Origin of the sequence: Kitasatospora sp. NPDC093679 (assembly GCF_040683455.1) — a bacterium.
Lineage (GTDB): Bacteria > Actinomycetota > Actinomycetes > Streptomycetales > Streptomycetaceae > Kitasatospora > Kitasatospora arboriphila.
Map to the genome: position 1 here is coordinate 69,554 of NZ_JBFBDW010000012.1, position 15,752 is coordinate 85,305.

Genomic DNA, 15,752 nt, shown 5'->3' on the forward strand with positions numbered 1-15,752 from the left:
GCTCCGGGGGACGCCGCCCGCCGGTCAGCCGTCCTGGGGCCGGGTCAGCAGGACGAAGGTCCGGGCGAAGGCGGTGCCCTCGGCGACCCGCGGCCAGTCCAGGGCCAGCAGCGCCTTCGAGGCCCCCTCGTGCGGTTCGCCGTTCACCCGCACCTCGGCGCTCTCCCGGCCGGCCCCGCTGCCGAACAGCAGCGACAGACCGGTCGGGCGGGCCCGGTCGAAGCCGTCCGGGAACGCCGGGGCGAGCTGCGGCAGCAGCGGCCGGGCGAGCATCCAGTCCTGGACGGCGCCGTGCCGGTCGCCGGTGCCCCAGCCGGCGATGCCGCCGTGCACGGCGTGCCAGCCGGGCAGCGCGTCCGCGTCGTCCGGGTGCAGGTGGCCGGCGAACCGGCCGTTGTGGGCGAGGAGTTCGAGCAGGGCCAGGCCGGTGGTGGAGGCCCAGACCTCGACCGCGCGGCGCACCGCGGGCCCGCTGTCGGCCTCGACACCGGCCAGGCAGTCCTGCACCCTGCGCTCCTGCGGCCGTCCGGCGTCCAGCAGGACGGTCAGGTCGAGGTGGGCCGGGCCCTCGCCGTGCCGGGCGCCGACCGCGACGGCGGTGCCGCCGGGGCCGGTGACCAGCGAGCCGTCCACCGTCCAGGTGTCGCCGCCGAGTTCCGTCAACCGTTCGGCCACCGCGGCGAGGACGGCCGGCTCGGAGAGCGGGGCGGTGTCGCCCGACTGCCTGCGGGTGGCCGCGCCGGAGCCGCGCCACCAAGATCCCAACCCCATGGCGGACACCGTAGCGGCGCGGCCGCCCCGGCCGCCACAGGAACGCCGAACGCGTCCGTGCGGCTGCCGGGACGGGCCCGGGGTCAGGGCTTGTAGGTCACCTCGCCGGGCGTGTAGCGGCAGTTGGTGCCGTCCGGGCCGCTGCCCGCCTCCTTGGGCTCGCCCGAGGTGACGCCGGTGTAGCGCTGGCAGACGGTGATCTTCCGGCTGCTGTCGCCGACCACGGTGAGCCGGGTGATCGTGGCGGTGTCGCCCAGGTTGGCGTTGATGCCGACCATCTTCTTGCCGGGCGCGGTGGCGATCACGTTGTCGATCACCACGTGGCGGGGGTACTGCGTCTTGCAGTTGCCGCAGGAGCGGTAGAGCTTGCCGAAGTCCTCCACCCGGAAGTTCTTGACGACGAAGGTGCCGGGGCCGTTGTGCTGGAAGACCTTGTCGGCCGCGCCGCGCGCGCCGCCGCCGTCCACGGTCATCACCTGGGAGGCGGAGGTGCCCTTGAAGGTGGCGGCGTCCTCGCCGACGTTCTCCCACCAGACGTTGCGCAGGGTGCAGCTGCCGCTGCAGTGCACGCCGTCGGCGGCCGGGTCGCCGAGGATCACGTTCTGCAGCACGGCGCCGTCGGCGAGTTCGAACATGGCGGGCTGGTTCTCGGACTGGCTGCCGCTGCCCAGCGCGCCCTTGCCGACGTAGCGGCGGCCGCCGCCGTCGAAGAGCGCGGCGACCTTCCGGGTGGCGGTCAGCGGCACGTCGGCGCCCTGCGGGGTCGGCCAGGCCGGGATCACCGTGCCGGTGCCGCCCGTCGCGGTGGCGGTCGGGGCGGGCGTGGCCGTCGCGGTGGGCTTCGCGGTGGCGGTGGGCTTCGGGGAGGCCGTGGCCGTGGTGGTCGGGGTGCTCGCGGTGGGGGCCGGGGTGGCGGCGGCGGGCTTGAAGGTCCAGCGCTTGGCGGGCGCCGAGTCGCAGGAGTTCTGCTGCACCGGGGTGCCGGCCGCGGCCGAACCGTCCTTCACCGCCAGGCACTTGCCGCTGGCGGCGTTGACCACCCGGTGGCCGCCCTCGACGGCCGTCAGGGTCCAGCGCTGGGAGGCCGCCGCCGGGTCGCAGTCCTCCGTCCGGACGGCGGCGCCGGCGCCCGTCCTGGCGTCCCGCACGCCCGCGCAGCGGCCGCCGGCGGCCTCGACCAGCCGGTAGCCGCTGCCGTCGGCGGTCAGCCGCCAGGTCTCGCCACCCGCGCCGCAGTCCTGCTGGGCCAGTTGGGTGCCGGCGGCCGGGGCGGGCGCCTGCAGGCAGAGTCCGCCGGCGGCGCTCACCAGGGTGTAGGAGGACCCGGCGGTCGGGGCGGGGGCGGCGGCGTCCGCGCCCGCCCACAGGCCGCCCGCGATGCCGGCGGCCAGCAGGGCGGCCGTGCCGCCGAGGGCCGCGATCCTGCCGCGCTTGGGGCGTATCGCTCGCTTGCTCACGTCTCATGACTCCTTGGCGACTACCGGTACGGGGAGGGGACGTGTCCCGGCGTCGACGGGCCGTCCCGGCAGCGGGGCCGACGGTCCGCCGTCCTGCTGTCCGACTCCCTGTTGCCGCCGCCCGCGGGGAGGTTGCCGCGGGCGGCGGGTTTTCTCCTGCGGGTCAGCCGACCGGGTTCCAGCCGTCGGTGCCGGCCAGGTAGGCGCGCGCCGTGTACGAGGCGGCCCGAGCGGCGGTCAGCTGCGGGCGGTCCGCGCCGGCGCCGGCCCCGGGCCCGGTATTGGCGTACTCGGCGAAGCGGGCGGACCGCCAGGAGTACCCGTGCATGTCCGTCCACGGCGCCTTCTCGACCGCCGCGGGCAGCACGGTGTTGCGGACGACGAACTGCCCGACCGCGCTCGGCCCGGTGCGCCAGGGCCGGCCGAGGTGGAAGGTGCCGGGCGCGGCGGTGCTGCTGATCGTGCTGTCGGTGACGAGGATCCCGTACGGCTTCGCGGCGTCGGTGTTCGGCGCGGCGAGGTAGCCGTTGCTGCCGCCGGGGGCGGCGCCGCGGTCCCGCAGGGTGATGTTCACGTGGTCGTAGACGGCGGTCGCGTTGCCGAAGAGGAAGTCCACGTCGCCGGCGACGAAGCAGTGGCGGAAGTACTGCCGGTACTGGCCGGTGGCGGCGGGCGCCCAGTTGAGGACGGTGTCCTGGTGGCCGATGAAGCGGGAGTTCAGGTACTGCTGGCGGTCGCCGCGGGCGGCCAGGGCGACCGCCTGGGTGGCGGTGGTGCCCGGGTGGGCGGACCGCTCGAAGGTGTTCTGCACGGTGAGGCCGGTGACGGTGGTGCCGTCGGCGGAGACGGTGAGGGTGGCACTGCCCTCGGTGCCGTGGGTGCCGCCGCCGGGCTTCGGGGTGCCGGCCGCGTTGTCGTACGCGAGGACGACGTCCTCGGCGTTGCCGGTGGCGCCCTGGAGCGTCAGGCCCTTCTTGGCGGCCGGGACGTTCACCGTCTCGCGGTAGGTGCCGCGGGCGATCAGCACGGTGTCCCCGGGTCCGGCGGCGTCGACCGCGGACTGCACCGTCCGGTGCGCGGCGGAGCCGTCCGCGGCGACCGTCAGGATCCGGCCGGTGGCCGGGGCGGCGGTGCCGTTCTCGGTGAGCACGCCGGCGCCGGCCTGCTTCGGCAGCCGGTCCGGCAGCGCGGCGGCGGGCTCCAGCCCGGCGGAGAGGGCCGGCCGCCAGGAGACGGTCGGCCTGATCTTCTTGGTGTTGGCGGCGTTGTACGCGGCGGCCGGGTCGGCCGCCGCGCCGTCGACCAGGTTGCCGCTGCCCGCGAACGCCCCGGTGCCGTCGCCGCTGAGCAGCTGGGAGACCTTCCGGTCGGCCGACAGCCGCCAGTGGTTGTTCTCCGCCACGATCTGCGCGCCGGCCCGGGAGTTGACGCTGTAGCTGTGCGCGTAGCCGTCGAGCGGCGCGGTGTCGTAGTAGTTGTCGTAGAGGTGGATCTGCCCGACCCGGGCGAGCGGGGCGCGCTGCACGACGCCCTGGAAGACGTTGTGGTGCAGGGTGACCCGCAGTCCGGTGTCCTTGTCGCTGCTGCCGATCAGCATCGTCTTGTCGTGGTCGGCGAAGCGGTTGTAGGAGGCGGTCACCAGGTCGGAGCCGTTGGTGATGTCCAGCGCGCCGTCGTGGACCTGGTACTCGCGGCCGAACCGGGTCGGGTTGGCCGCGTCGAGGTGCGGCGCGTCGGAGAAGGTGTCGTGGTCGATCCAGACGTGCGTGGCACCGCGCAGCGAGACGGCGTCGTAGGCCGAGTTCCAGTTGCCGGTCGGGCCGTCCGTCGGGTCCCACTGCGGGAAGCAGTCGCGGACGTCGGTGAGGGCGAGGTTGCGGACGATCACGTCCTGGGCGTTCTTCACCGTCAGGTTGCCGCCGGTGATCCCGGCGCCGGTGCCCGGCACGCCGACGATCGTGGTGTGCGAGGGGACGTCGAGGACGACCCGGGCGGCCTGCCTGGCCTGCGCGGCCCGGCGGGCGTCCTCCTGTCGGCCGGAGGGCAGCTTCGTCCGGCCCCAGACCGCGGGGTCGTAGGCCTTGGCGTACGCGGCGTCCGAATGGCCGGTGCCGGCCGCGTAGTCGGCGCAGCCGAGCGCCCGGCCGGTGTCGTCGGTGTTGGCGTCGATCACGCCCTTGACCCGGATGATCCGGGGTGCGCCCGCGGGCCCGGCGGCCAGCGCCTTCGCCAACTCGGCGCGGGTGGTGACGGTGAAGGTGTGCGCGGCGTCCGCCGAGCGGCCGCCCGTCGTCCCGGCGCCCTCCGCCGCCCAGCCGTCCCGGGCGGGCAGGACGGCGTGGCCGAGGTCGGCGGCCGCCGCGGCGACGGGCGCGCCGCCGGTGGACGCCCCGGCGTTCAGGGCGAGCGGCACGGCCCCCAGGGCGAGGACGGCCGCCGCGCCGGCCGCGGCGAGGGCGAGCCTTTGGCGGCCGGCGGGACGGCGGTGCGGGGAAGCGGACATGTCGCTCTCCGAGGGTGAGGAGGTGGGTCTGCCTCTCGGTTGCCGCCGTGCCGCAGGAGGTTGCCGCCACGCCGCGGGAAGTCGCCCGCGCGCACGGACGTTGCCGTCGCAGCATCCGGGACCTTCGGCCCTCCCCCGCCGGGCACGGATCTGATGGAGTGTCAGCCGCTCTGCTGCCGGCCGGGTTTGCGAGGAGCCGGGCCGGCGGCAGAGCACCGTACGCACCGCACCGCCCAGGAGGCCTCCTTGCCCGCTCCCGCACCGCACACCGAGGCCGCCATCGCCTCGGTCCGCCGCCAGTCCCCCGGCCGCCGCACGGTGGTCGCCCTGCGTGGCGAGCTCGACCTGCACTCGGCCGGCCGCCTGGAACCGCGGCTGCTGCCGCTGCTGGAGCGCGGCGGCGGCGAGCTGGTGCTCGACCTGGCGGCGGTGACCTTCTGCGACAGCTCCGGCGTGGACCTCTTCCTGCGGCTGAACGGCCGCTGCGCCGCGGACGCCTCGGTGGTGCTGCAGGGGATCCCTCGGCAGCCGTCCCGGGTGATCCGACTGCTGGGCGCCGACCGGGCGCTGCGCTGCGAGTTCGAGCGCACCACGTAGGCGGGCGCCGGGGCCCGGTCAGGCAGGGACGAGCGGCGCCGACCAGACCAGGCGGGTGCCGCCGTCCTGCGGGGCCGAGAGTTCGAAGAGCCCTCCGACGCCGTGGGCCCGCTCGGCGAGGTTCCGCAGTCCGCTGCGCCGCCCCTGCTCGGGGATGCCCACCCCGTCGTCCTGCACGGTGAGCACGACCTGTCCGCCCGCGGCCTGCAGCACCACCTCGACCCGGCCCGCCTTGGCGTGCCGGGCCGCGTTGCTGAGCGCCTCGCCGAGCACGGCCACCACTTCGTCCGCGAGCCGCAGCGGCACGTCGGTGTCGAGCAGCCCCTCCATGCTGAGCCGCGGGGCGAAGCCGAGGGCGGCCTGCGCCTCCCCCACCGCGGCGACCACCCGTGAGCGCAGTCCCTGCCGGGAGTCCTCGCGGGCACGGAGGCCGAAGATGGTCGACCGGATGATCTTGATGGTCTCGTCGAGGTCGGCGACCGCGCGCAGCACCCGGTCGGAGGCGCCGGTGTGCTCGATCACCCGGGCGGCGCTCTGCAGGGTCATGCCGGTCGCGAACAGCCGCTGGATGGCCAGGTCGTGGAGGTCGCGGGCGATCCGGTCGCGGTCCTCCAGCATCGCCAACTGCTCGGCGTCGCGGCGGCGTTCGGCGAGTTCCAGGGCGAGTGCGGCCTGGTCGGCGAAACCGGAGAGCGGGCCGATCTCGCGGTCCGTGAAGGCGGGTTCGCCCGTCCGCCGGGCGAGCAGCAGCACGCCCGGGATGTCGCCCTCCTGCCGGCCGATCGGGACGGCGACGGCCGGGCCGAGGCCGCCGTACCCGGTCGGCCCGACGGCCGGGCCGCCGGCGGGTCCGACGCCGGCCCCGGCCGTCGGCCGGTGGTCGTCCGCCAGAGCGGTCGTGGTCACCGGATGGCCGCCGGTGACCGCCCGCCCGGGCAGCGAGCCCTCCAGCGGCAGCAGCCGGCCGAGCCGGGCCGCGGTGTCGCCGCCGAGGGCGAGTTCGACGCGCAGCGCCTGCCCGTCGCCGGTCGGGGCGGACATGTCGGCGAGCTCGGCGCCGGTGATGGCCATCGCGCGCTGGGCTATCAGTTCGACGACGTGCGCGCGTGAGGTGCCGGAGAGCAGGCTGCGGGTGATCTCGGCGCTCACCGCCAGCCAGCGTTGCTGCCGCTGCGCCTCCTCGTAGAGCCGCGCGTTGTCGATGGCGACCCCGGCGGCCACCGCGAGGGTGGAGATGACGGACTCGTCGTCGGCGTCGAAGCCCTCGCCGTTGCGCTTGTCGGTGAGGTAGAGGTTGCCGAAGACCTCGTCGCGGACCCGGACGGGCACGCCGAGGAAGGTCCGCATCACGGGGTGGTGCGCGGGGCAGCCGTGCGAGGCGGGGTGCGCGGCGAGGTCCTCCAGCCGGAGCGCCTCGGGCCGGCGGATCAGCTCGCCGAGGATGCCCTTGCCGGTCGGGTACGGGCCGATCTCGGCGATCTCGTCCTCGCCGAGCCCGACGGTGAGGAACTGCGAGAGCGTCTCGCCGTCCGGGCCGATCACGCCGAGGGCCGCGTACTTGGCGTCGACGAGGACGGCGGCCGCCTCGACGATCCGCCGCAGCACATGGGTGAGGTCGAGCTCGCGGCCGACCGAGAGCACGGCCTCCAACAGGCTGTGCACGCGGTCCCGGGTGCCGCGGGCGGCGTCGATCCGGGCCTGCAGTTCCTCCAGCAGTTCGTCGAGCCTCAACTGCGGGATCCGCGGCCTCATCGCGTCCTCGCCCACCGGGTCTCCTCACCCTTCGCCACCGGAGAACCGATTCTTGCAGACCTCGCGCCCGCGGACGGGCCGTCCGGCGGTCGTGGCCTCGGAACGTCCCTCCGGTCCACGGCCCGGCCGCCGCTTCGGCCGGGCGACAAGGGTCGGGCGTCAAGGACCCGTCAGGGAACGGGCCCGCGGCATCAGGATCGCGTCAACCGGAGGTCCGGCCGGCCGGGGCGGGCGTCCCTGGAGGTACGGGGCTGTCGAAGGAGGCGCGTCGGTCACGGCCGGAGCGGTACGGGTGGTGGTGGATCTGGACGGGTCGACGGAGAGTCCGGCGGCGCTGGAGCGGGCCGTCCGGGACCGGGCGCGCTGCCCGGTCCTCGCGGTACGGCCGGACCACCGGGTCCTCGGCCCGGTGCCGGCCCGGGTTCCCGCGGCCTGGGCCCGGGCCGGCGGTCCGTGACCGGTGGTCAGCCGACGTGGACGTGCGGGCGGCGCGCCGGATCGGACTCGGCCTCGCGGAGCACCTCGCGGGTGACGGGGGCGACCTCGCCCTGGCCGAACAGGAAGAACCGCAGGAACTGGGCGAACGGATTGCCCTCCGTCCACTCGAAGTAGATGTGCGGCTGCTGCCCGGTGGTGTCCCGGACGTGCAGCAGCAGCGCGGCGAGCGCGTTGGGCACGCTGGAGTGCTCCAGGGTGAGCACCCGGAAGCGGTCGTGCAGCACCTCGCCGCGCACCCGCAGTTCGGCCTCGAAGTCGGACGGGTCCCGGACGGTGACCTCGACGAAGACCAGGTCGTCCTCGGCGGGGATCGCGTTGTCCGCGCGGATCTGGTGCAGCTTGTCCCGGTACTCGGCGAGGTCGCGGCGGTGCGGCTCGTTGGCGATCAGCCGGATCTCCCGGTGCGTGCCGTCGCGGACGAACCGCTCCGCCAGCGTGTCGAACACGACGTCGGTGACGCGCAGTTCGAAGGCGCGGGCGAGCCGGGAGGCGAGCGAGATCAGCACGATCGCCGCGATGAAGCAGGCGCCGATCTTCACGCCGTCCGGGCGCTCGGCGATGTTCGCACCCGTGGTGTAGAGGAACACCGCCGCGATCACCGCGAAGCCGATCGCCCAGCGGCGCTCGCCGGCCTTGCGGGCCGCGATGGTGACGGCCACGGCCGCCGAGCTGATCAGCACCAGGACGCCGGTCGCGTACGCGCCGCCCTGCTTGTCGACGCTCGCGTCGAAGATCCAGGTGACCAGGAAGGCCACCGCGGTCAGCACCAGCACGGTCGGGCGGACGGCCCGCGCCCAGTGCGGCGCCATCCCGTAGCGCGGCAGGTAGCGCGGCATCAGGTTGAGCAGGCCGGCCATCGCCGAGGCCCCGGCGAACCAGAGGATGGCGATGGTGGAGACGTCGTAGACGGTGCCGAACGCGCTGCCCAGGTACTCGTGGGCGAGGTAGGCCAGGGCGCGGCCGTTGGCCGCTCCGCCCGGTTCGAACGCGGGGGCGGGGATCAGCAGGGTGGTGATGAAGCTACTCGTGATCAGGAAGACGCTCATGATCAGGGCGGCGGTGGTGAGCAGCTTGCGGGCGCCCTTGATCCGGCCGACCGGCTTCTCCTCGGTGTCGCCGGGGTCGCCCTTGATGTGCGGCATCACGGCGACGCCGGTCTCGAAGCCGGACAGGCCCAGGGCGAGCTTGGGGAAGACGATCAGCGAGACGCCGATCATCGCGACCACGTTGCCGTGCTCGGCGGTGAGGGCGTGCGTCCAGTCGGTGATCAGGTCGGGGTCGGACAGCACCTTCACCAGGCCGGTCGCGACCACCACCACGTTCAGCGCCAGGTAGACGGCGACCAGGACGACCGCGACGCCGATCGCCTCGCTGAAGCCCTTGAGGAAGACGGCGCCGAGCAGCGCGATCAGCAGCAGGGTGATCAGCACCTCGCGGCCCTGCAGACTGCTGGTCAGGTGCGGGTTCTCCACCAGGTGGGCGGTGGCGTCGGCGGCGGACAGCGTGATGGTGATCAGGAAGTCGGTGGCGGCGAAGCCCAGCAGTGCCAGCACGAACAGCTTGCCCTGCCAGAAGCTCAGCAGCCGCTCCAGCATGGCGATCGAGCCCTCGCCGTGCGGGCTCTCCTTCGCCACCCGGCGGTACACCGGCAGCGCCCCGCACAGGGTCACCACGACCAGCACGATGGTGGCCAGCGGGGAGACCACGCCGGCGGCCAGGGCGGCGATGCCGGGCTGGTAGCCGAGGGTCGAGAAGTAGTCCAGTCCGGTCAGGCACATGACGCGCCACCAGCGCTGGCCGTGCTCCTCGGGCAGTTCGGCGTGCGGGCCGGGGTGCTGCTTGGCGGTGTCCGCCATGCCCTCGAGCATCCAGGCACGGAACCGCGCCCGCCTGGACGGTGCCGCACCCTGGCCCGACGGAACTGAGACCACCGTTGCACTCCCGTCAGCACAAGGGCACCGGGCCGGCCCGGCGGAGGACCAGGCCAGCGTAAGTGAGCTCCCACCCCGCACCCGGGAGGCCGCCCCGCACCGTCACCCGCCGCCCGTCCACCACCCCCTGATCGGCGGCCGGGTTCCTCCACCGGGAAGGGGCGGGGCGGGCGGCTTTCCCGCTCGCGGCTCCGAGGAGTCCGGCACCCCCTGACTGCGGCACCGCCCCGGGCGCACCCGGCCGCGGGCTTAAGGTGTGCACGGAAGGGAGGTCGATGTGCGAGGGTTCGGGCATCTGGAGGCCGAGATCATGGAGCGGCTGTGGGCGTGGGACCGGCCCGCGAGCGTCCGCGAGATCGTCGACGACCTCAACCGGACCCGGCCGGTCGCCTACACCACGGTGACCACGGTCGCGGACATCCTCCACCAGAAGGGCTGGCTCAGCCGGCACAAGGAGGGCCGGGCCTGGATCTACGCGCCGACCCGCTCCCGGGCGGCCCACACCGCCGAGCTCATGCGCGACGCCCTCGGGGACACCGGCGACCAGCACGCCGCCCTGCAGTTGTTCGTCGACGGCATGGACAGCACCCAGGCCCGCACCCTGCGCGACATCCTCGACCGGACCGAGAACGGCCGGCCATGACCGTCCTGGTACTCCTGGCCGCGTTCCTGGCCGTCACCGGCTGGCTCGCGCCGCGGCAGCTCGCCCGCAGCGCCTGGGCGCCCCGCGCACCCCGGGCCGCGATCACCACCTGGGCCGCGCTGATCCTCGCCTGCGCCGCGAACGTCGTCATGCTGGCGCACCGGCTGATCACCGCCGACCACCACGGACGCGGCCCCTTCGGCTGGCTGCTCCCCGCCGACCTCCGCGGCGGCAGCGGGTCCACCGGCCACGCCCAGGCCTTCTGGATGGGCATGGCGATCCTGGCCGCCCTGTCCGCCGTCGTCCTCACCGCCTGGATCCGCGGCGCCCGCGCCCGGCGCCGGCACCGCGAGCAGCTCGACCTGGTCGCCCGCCGGCACGAGGACGGCTGGCTGGTGATGGACGCGGACGAGCCCGCCGCCTGGTGCGTGGCCGGGGACGGCGGCCGGATCGTCCTCACCGAGGGCGCCCTGCGCATGTCCCCCGCCCACCGGGGCGCCGTCCTCGCCCACGAGGGCGCCCACCTCAGCGGCCGCCACCACCTGATCACCTCGGCCGCCGGTGCGCTCGGGCGACGACTGCGCTGGCTGCCCGCCGCCCGCCTCGCCGGGGAGGAAGTCCCGGCACTGGTCGAGATGGCCGCCGACGACCGCGCGCTGCGCACCACCACGCCCAGGGTGCTCGCCGAGGCGCTGTTCCTGTTCGCCACCGCACGCACCCGGCCGTCGGCCCTGGGCGCCGGCGACCACGCCGTCGTCGCCCGCGTGCGACGGCTGCTGGAACCGGCACCGCTGCCGCGCGCGGTGCGCACCGCCTGGTGGGTCGCCGCCGTGGTCCTCCCCGCAACTCCCGTTCTGCTCGCCTGCGGCCCTTGACCCCGGCCCCGGGAGGCCGGGTCGCGGGACTTGCCAGCACCCCACCTTCATCTACTAAGTTACTTAGAACATGGAGGGGGTCGCTGTCGGCCGCACCCCTCCACGACCGCGCCGCGAACAGGCGGAACGACAGTCAGGGAGTGACCACGCATGGGCAACCACCGCAAGCCCGCGCCGCCGAGCCGGGCCCGGATGGCCATCGTGACCACGGCCGCCGCCGGCTCCGCGATACTCGCCGCCGGCGCCAACGCGAACGCCGCGCCCAAGCCCGACCTCGCCACCGTCAAGGCCCAGGTCGAGGACCTCAACGAGCAGGCCGAGGTCTCCATCGAGAAGTACAACAAGTTCAAGGAGACCCAGCAGCGGCTGCAGAAGGACGCCACCGAACTGCAGAACCAGGTCGCCTCGGCCCAGGACAGGATGAGCGGCCTGCGCGAGCGCCTCTCCGCGGTCGCCGCCGACCAGTACCGCACCGGCAACGTCGACCCCGCCGTCGCGCTGATGTTCTCCTCCGACCCCGACACCTACCTCAAGCGCGCCTCCGCACAGGACATCGCCGCCAGCTCCCAGAGCGACCTGCTGCGACTGCTGCTCGACCAGCAGCGCCGACTCGACCAGCGGCGCGCCGAGGCCACGGCCGTCCTCGGCCAACTCGACACCACCGACCGGGCCCTCGCCGCCGAGAAGAAGCTCGTGCAGACCAGGCTCGCCGAGGCGACCCGGCTGCTGAACGGCCTCTCCGCCGCCGATCAGGCCGAGGTCAACGCACAGGACGGCCGCTCCTCGCGCACCACCGCACGCGAGACCTACAACGGCCCGGCCACCGGCCGCGCGGCCGCCGCCGTCCAGTTCGCCTACGCCCAGCTCGGCAAGCCCTACCTGTGGGGCGGCACCGGCCCGAACAGCTTCGACTGCTCCGGGCTGACCGGCGCCGCCTGGCGCACCGCGGGCGTCTCCCTGCCCCGCGTCTCCCAGGACCAGTGGAACGCCGGCCGGCACGTGGCGAAGGCCGACCTCCAACCGGGCGACCTCGTCTTCTTCTACTCCGACCTGCACCACGTGGGCATCTACATCGGCGGCGGCAAGATGATCCACGCACCGCGCACCGGCAAGAACATCGAGATCACCCCGATCGACTACATGCCGTACGTGGGCGCCGTCCGCCCCTGACGCCCCCGCCCCGGGGCTCCGCACGGCCCGGCCGGCCGGCTGTGCGAGACGCCTAAGCGGCGCCGCCGCCGGGCGGATGCCTTCACGTCCGGAAGACCCACGGCCCGTCACCTCCGCAGGTCAGGTCGCAGCCATGACGGTGCCTGCGAGCAGCCAGGCGGCGAAGAACGCGGGCATGTTGGGAGCGAGCGCGACGCCGACGAGCGCCATGGCACCGAGGGCGGAGCCAGTGGTCATCACTGCGCGGGGGCCGTGGCGGTCGATGATGCGGCCGACGGGGATGCCGGCCAGGGCCGACACGAGAAGGGCCGCGGTGAATGCGGTGGTGGCCTGCGGCGTGGTCCAGCCGGTGTCGGCGGTGATCCGCGGGACGAGGACGGGGAAGGCGTAGGAGAGGATGCCCCGGCCGGTGATCCGGGTGACGCACAGGGCGGGCAGGGCGGCGCGGGGCCGCGACCGGTCCCCCGTTCCAGTCGTGGCCCCGTTGAGCCGAGTGGTGGTCACGTACTCGCTCGGCAGCAGCCGTTGGTCTCGGCGGCGCCGGCCGGCTCGGGTGCGGCGCCGAGGGTGATGAGCTGCGGTGCGGCCGGGACGGAGCAGCAGCCACCGCCGTCGCTCCGTGCAGCGCCGGGCTCGTCGAAGAGGCCGGCGCCGCCGCAGACTCCGGTCTCGGGGAGCGTGAGCTCGACGCGGGCGGCGGCCTCGTGGTCGCCGGCGAGCTGGGCGGCGACGGAGCGGACCTGCTCGTAACCGGTCATGGCGAGGAACGTCGGCGCGCGCCCGTAGGACTTCATGCCGACCAGGTAGACGTCGCCCTCGGGATGGGTGAGCTCGTTCGCGCCGTGCGGGTAGACGGTGCCGCAGGAGTGCTGGTTGGGGTCGATCAGCGGCGCGAGGGCGGTGGGGGCCTGGAGGCGCTCGTCGAGGCCGAGACGGACCTCGGAGAGGAAGGACAGGTCCGGGCGCAGGCCGGTCAACACGACGACCTGGTCGACCTGGTCGCTGCGGCGGCCGTCCTCGGCGACGAGGACCAGGCGGTCACCGTCGGCCTCGACGGCGGCGGTGCGGAAGCCGGTGAGCGCGGAGGCGTGGCCGTCGTCGACGGCCTTCTTGGCACGCAGGCCGAGGGCGCCGCGGGCGGGCAGCTGGTCGGCCTCGCCGCCGCCGTACGTGCTGCCGTTGATGCCCCGCCGCAACACCCACACCGCGTGGGTGCCGGGCTCGTCCTTCGCCAGGTCGGCGAGGTATGCGAGGGCGGTGAACGCGGAGGCGCCGGTGCCGACCACGGCGGTGCGCTTGCCCGCGAACCGCTCGCGGACGGCCGGGTCGGCGAGGTCGGGGACGCGATAGGAGATCCGGTCGTCGGCGGCGTGCTCGCCGAGGGCGGGCAGGCCGTTGGCGCCGAGCGGGTTGGGGGTGGACCAGGTGCCGGAAGCGTCGACGACGGCGCGGGCGAGGACGCGCTCCTCACGGCCGTCGGCGTACTCGACGTGGACGGTGAAGGGCTGCTCGGTGCGGCCGGAGTCGACGATCCGGTCGCGTCCGGCGCGGGCGACGCCGGTCACCCGGGCGTTGTAGCGGACGCGGTCGCCGAGGACGTCGGCGAGGGGCTGCAGGTACTGCTCGGCCCAGTCGCCGCCGGAGGGGTAGGCCTTGCCGTCGGGCCGGGTCCAGTCGGTGGGGGCGAGGAGCTTCTCGGCAACGGGGTCGACGAGCTCGGCCCAGGGCGAGAACAGGCGGATGTGGGCCCACTCGCGCACGGCGGATCCGGCGGTGGGCCCGGCTTCCAGCACCACGGGTTCGATGCCGCGCTCGATCAGGTGGGCTGCGGCGGCCAGGCCGATCGGTCCGGCGCCGATGACGGCGACGGGCAGGTCCTCGGGGGTGTTCTCGGTCATCTCGGGTCTCCGCGTCGGTGGGAGGGGTGAATGGCTGCGGGAGGGCCGGGTCAGCAGCAACCGGCGCCGGCGGCGGTGGCCTCGCGCTTGGCGTCCGGGGCGCAGGTGCCGGCGTCTGCGGCGTCCCGGGCGGTGCCGCAGCAGGGGGTGGCGGCCGCGGGCTGCTGGATGCGGTGCGTCTCTGCCTGGCCGCTGCTGCAGCAGCTGGTGGCGCGGTCGTCGGTGGTGTGCTCGGTCATGGCTGCCTCCGGGGGTCCCTTGTTTCGAAGTTCGTCGATATCCTGTCGCGCCGCCAGCATGACACCTGATTTGACGAACGTCAACATAGGCGCTTGTCGAATCAGGAGGAGGCGCGGAGACGGTGGACGTCGCGGTGACCGGGGGCGGGCAGTCCGACCCGGCCGCCGCACAGGCCTTGCGCCGGAAGAGCCTGCGACCGGCGATCCTGGAGGCTTCCGACCGGGCGGCCGGCTCGTGGCCGCGGTACCACGGCAGCCTGACCCCGTTCTCCCCGGCCCGTTTCTCCGCCCTGCCCGGCCTGCCGTTCGGTGGCGAAGGGGACCGCCACCCGCACCGCGGCGAGATCGTCGAGCACCCGTCTCGCTTCGCCACCCGATTGGACGCCGAAATCCGGCTCGGCCGGCGGGTCACCCGCGTCGAGGCCGCCCCGGACGGATTCACCGTCCGCCCGGCGGGCGGCGGCGAGCCGACTGCGCGGGCGGTGGTCGTGGCGTCCGGTGCTCCTCCACCGTGCTCGCCACCCGCTCCCCGGTGCGCTTCGCCCGCCAGCGACCGTTCGGCCGCGACCTCCACGCGTGGCTCACCGCCTCCGGCCTGGACTCGGCCCCGATCGGCCGCCTGCTGCGGCGCCCGCCGACCGCGCCCGTCTTCGACACGGGCCTCCACCGCGCCGCGCCGGAGGCCCGCGCTCCGGAGCGGCGGCCGCTGTTCACGGCTGCGGACGGCGGAACGCTGCTGCGGCCGGACGGGCGGCGTGAGCACGCCGACGCCGTCATCCTCGCCACCGGCCACCGACCCGACGTCCCGTACCTGGGCGGCCCGGGCGCTCTGGGCGGCGAGGGTGCGCCACTGCACCGCGGCGGCCTCTCCCACACCCACCCACGTCTCGCTTTCGTCGGACTGGAGTGGCAGCGCAGCCTCTCCTCGGCCTCCCTGCGCGGCGTGGGCCGCAATGCCGCGCACGTCGCCCGGCACCTCGCCGCCCGGCCGGGCCGGCAGTAGACCGCCCTTCCGATGTGATTCGGCAAGTGTCAACATAGATGCATGTCGAATCTTGAGATGGTCAACCTTCCACTGCTCGAACCGGAGGTCGCAGCGCCTTGCTGCCCGCCACTGACCTCCGCTCCGCTGTCGGAGGAGGACTCGGTCAGGATGGCGGCGATGTTCAAGGCCCTGTCCGACCCGGTCCGGCTGCGGCTGTTCTCGCGCGTCGCGTCCCACGAGGGCGGCGAGGCCTGCGTGTGCGACATCCAGGACGTCGGCGTCTCCCAGCCCACCGTCTCCCATCACCTCAAGAAGCTCCGCGAGGCCGGCCTGCTCACCTCCGAGCGCCGCGGCACCTGGGTCTACTACCGCGTCGCCCCGAGCGTGCTCGCCGCCATGGCCGGCATGCTCGCCGCCGCCACGGGCTGAGCCG

At 74.7% G+C, this 15,752-nt stretch carries 13 protein-coding genes and 1 pseudogene; 6 read left to right on the forward strand and 8 right to left on the reverse strand.

What is annotated here, in order from left to right:
- Positions 1-24: 24 nt before the first annotated feature.
- The 3 genes from AB0O09_RS13105 to AB0O09_RS13115 form a co-directional block, all read right to left on the reverse strand.
- On the reverse strand, positions 25-771 hold the full coding sequence (locus AB0O09_RS13105) for a DUF6348 family protein (protein WP_363541689.1): 747 nt from the start codon (positions 769-771) through the stop codon (positions 25-27).
- An 83-nt stretch (positions 772-854) separates the two neighbouring features.
- On the reverse strand, positions 855-2,228 hold the full coding sequence (locus AB0O09_RS13110) for a pectate lyase (RefSeq protein WP_363541690.1): 1,374 nt from the start codon (positions 2,226-2,228) through the stop codon (positions 855-857).
- A gap of 163 nt (positions 2,229-2,391) precedes the next feature.
- Positions 2,392-4,731: a pectinesterase family protein gene (locus AB0O09_RS13115; protein ID WP_363541691.1), complete on the reverse strand. Its 2,340-nt coding sequence runs from the start codon at positions 4,729-4,731 to the stop codon at positions 2,392-2,394.
- Positions 4,732-4,977: 246 nt separating this feature from the next.
- Here AB0O09_RS13115 and AB0O09_RS13120 point away from each other — a divergent pair, with 246 nt between their 5' ends.
- A complete protein-coding gene (locus AB0O09_RS13120; RefSeq protein ID WP_363541692.1) occupies positions 4,978-5,328 on the forward strand; it encodes an STAS domain-containing protein in 351 nt (116 codons plus the stop codon).
- A gap of 18 nt (positions 5,329-5,346) precedes the next feature.
- On the opposite strand, the gene AB0O09_RS13125 is transcribed toward AB0O09_RS13120, so the two are convergent.
- Positions 5,347-7,080 carry a GAF domain-containing protein gene (locus tag AB0O09_RS13125; protein ID WP_344624255.1) on the reverse strand — a complete coding sequence of 578 codons (1,734 nt, stop codon included), beginning with the start codon at positions 7,078-7,080 and terminating at the stop codon, positions 5,347-5,349.
- Between the two features lie 464 nt (positions 7,081-7,544).
- Positions 7,545-9,434, reverse strand: a complete 1,890-nt coding sequence (locus tag AB0O09_RS13130; protein ID WP_363541694.1) for an amino acid transporter — start codon at positions 9,432-9,434, stop codon at positions 7,545-7,547.
- A 352-nt stretch (positions 9,435-9,786) separates the two neighbouring features.
- Between AB0O09_RS13130 and AB0O09_RS13135 the strand changes: the two genes are divergently transcribed.
- The 3 genes from AB0O09_RS13135 (at position 9,787) to AB0O09_RS13145 (ending at position 12,197) form a co-directional block, all read left to right on the forward strand.
- A complete protein-coding gene (locus AB0O09_RS13135) occupies positions 9,787-10,152 on the forward strand; it encodes a BlaI/MecI/CopY family transcriptional regulator (protein ID WP_363541695.1) in 366 nt (121 codons plus the stop codon).
- On the forward strand, positions 10,149-11,027 hold the full coding sequence (locus AB0O09_RS13140; protein WP_363541696.1) for a M56 family metallopeptidase: 879 nt from the start codon (positions 10,149-10,151) through the stop codon (positions 11,025-11,027). Before AB0O09_RS13135 ends, AB0O09_RS13140 begins: the two co-directional genes overlap by 4 nt.
- A gap of 150 nt (positions 11,028-11,177) precedes the next feature.
- Positions 11,178-12,197 carry an NlpC/P60 family protein gene (locus AB0O09_RS13145; RefSeq protein WP_363541697.1) on the forward strand — a complete coding sequence of 340 codons (1,020 nt, stop codon included), beginning with the start codon at positions 11,178-11,180 and terminating at the stop codon, positions 12,195-12,197.
- Positions 12,198-12,320: 123 nt separating this feature from the next.
- On the opposite strand, the pseudogene AB0O09_RS13150 reads toward AB0O09_RS13145, so the two are convergent.
- The 3 genes and pseudogenes from AB0O09_RS13150 to AB0O09_RS13160 all read right to left on the reverse strand — a co-directional run.
- Positions 12,321-12,701, reverse strand: a pseudogene (locus AB0O09_RS13150) (MFS transporter); the annotation flags it as partial.
- The gene (locus AB0O09_RS13155; RefSeq protein WP_363541698.1) at positions 12,698-14,095 is read right to left on the reverse strand and encodes an NAD(P)-binding domain-containing protein; all 1,398 of its coding nucleotides are present in this window, start codon (positions 14,093-14,095) and stop codon (positions 12,698-12,700) included. The pseudogene AB0O09_RS13150 and the gene AB0O09_RS13155, both read right to left, overlap by 4 nt.
- A gap of 50 nt (positions 14,096-14,145) precedes the next feature.
- Positions 14,146-14,334, reverse strand: coding sequence for a hypothetical protein (locus AB0O09_RS13160; protein ID WP_363541699.1), 189 nt, complete (start codon positions 14,332-14,334; stop codon positions 14,146-14,148).
- Positions 14,335-14,845: 511 nt separating this feature from the next.
- Between AB0O09_RS13160 and AB0O09_RS13165 the strand changes: the two genes are divergently transcribed.
- Positions 14,846-15,337: a hypothetical protein gene (locus tag AB0O09_RS13165; RefSeq protein ID WP_363541700.1), complete on the forward strand. Its 492-nt coding sequence runs from the start codon at positions 14,846-14,848 to the stop codon at positions 15,335-15,337.
- 42 nt (positions 15,338-15,379) lie between these two features.
- The gene (locus AB0O09_RS13170) at positions 15,380-15,748 is read left to right on the forward strand and encodes a metalloregulator ArsR/SmtB family transcription factor (protein WP_363541701.1); all 369 of its coding nucleotides are present in this window, start codon (positions 15,380-15,382) and stop codon (positions 15,746-15,748) included.
- The last annotated feature ends 4 nt before the right edge of the window (positions 15,749-15,752 follow it).

Coding starts and splice junctions, on each gene's coding strand:
- AB0O09_RS13105 (WP_363541689.1), bottom strand. CDS start 771: ATGGGGTTGGGATCTTGGTGGCGCGGCTCCGGCGCGGCCACCCGCAGG.
- AB0O09_RS13115 (WP_363541691.1), bottom strand. CDS start 4,731: ATGTCCGCTTCCCCGCACCGCCGTCCCGCCGGCCGCCAAAGGCTCGCC.
- AB0O09_RS13125 (WP_344624255.1), bottom strand. CDS start 7,080: ATGAGGCCGCGGATCCCGCAGTTGAGGCTCGACGAACTGCTGGAGGAA.
- AB0O09_RS13130 (WP_363541694.1), bottom strand. CDS start 9,434: ATGGCGGACACCGCCAAGCAGCACCCCGGCCCGCACGCCGAACTGCCC.
- AB0O09_RS13140 (WP_363541696.1), top strand. CDS start 10,149: ATGACCGTCCTGGTACTCCTGGCCGCGTTCCTGGCCGTCACCGGCTGG.
- AB0O09_RS13145 (WP_363541697.1), top strand. CDS start 11,178: ATGGGCAACCACCGCAAGCCCGCGCCGCCGAGCCGGGCCCGGATGGCC.
- AB0O09_RS13155 (WP_363541698.1), bottom strand. CDS start 14,095: ATGACCGAGAACACCCCCGAGGACCTGCCCGTCGCCGTCATCGGCGCC.
- AB0O09_RS13160 (WP_363541699.1), bottom strand. CDS start 14,334: ATGACCGAGCACACCACCGACGACCGCGCCACCAGCTGCTGCAGCAGC.
- AB0O09_RS13170 (WP_363541701.1), top strand. CDS start 15,380: ATGTCGAATCTTGAGATGGTCAACCTTCCACTGCTCGAACCGGAGGTC.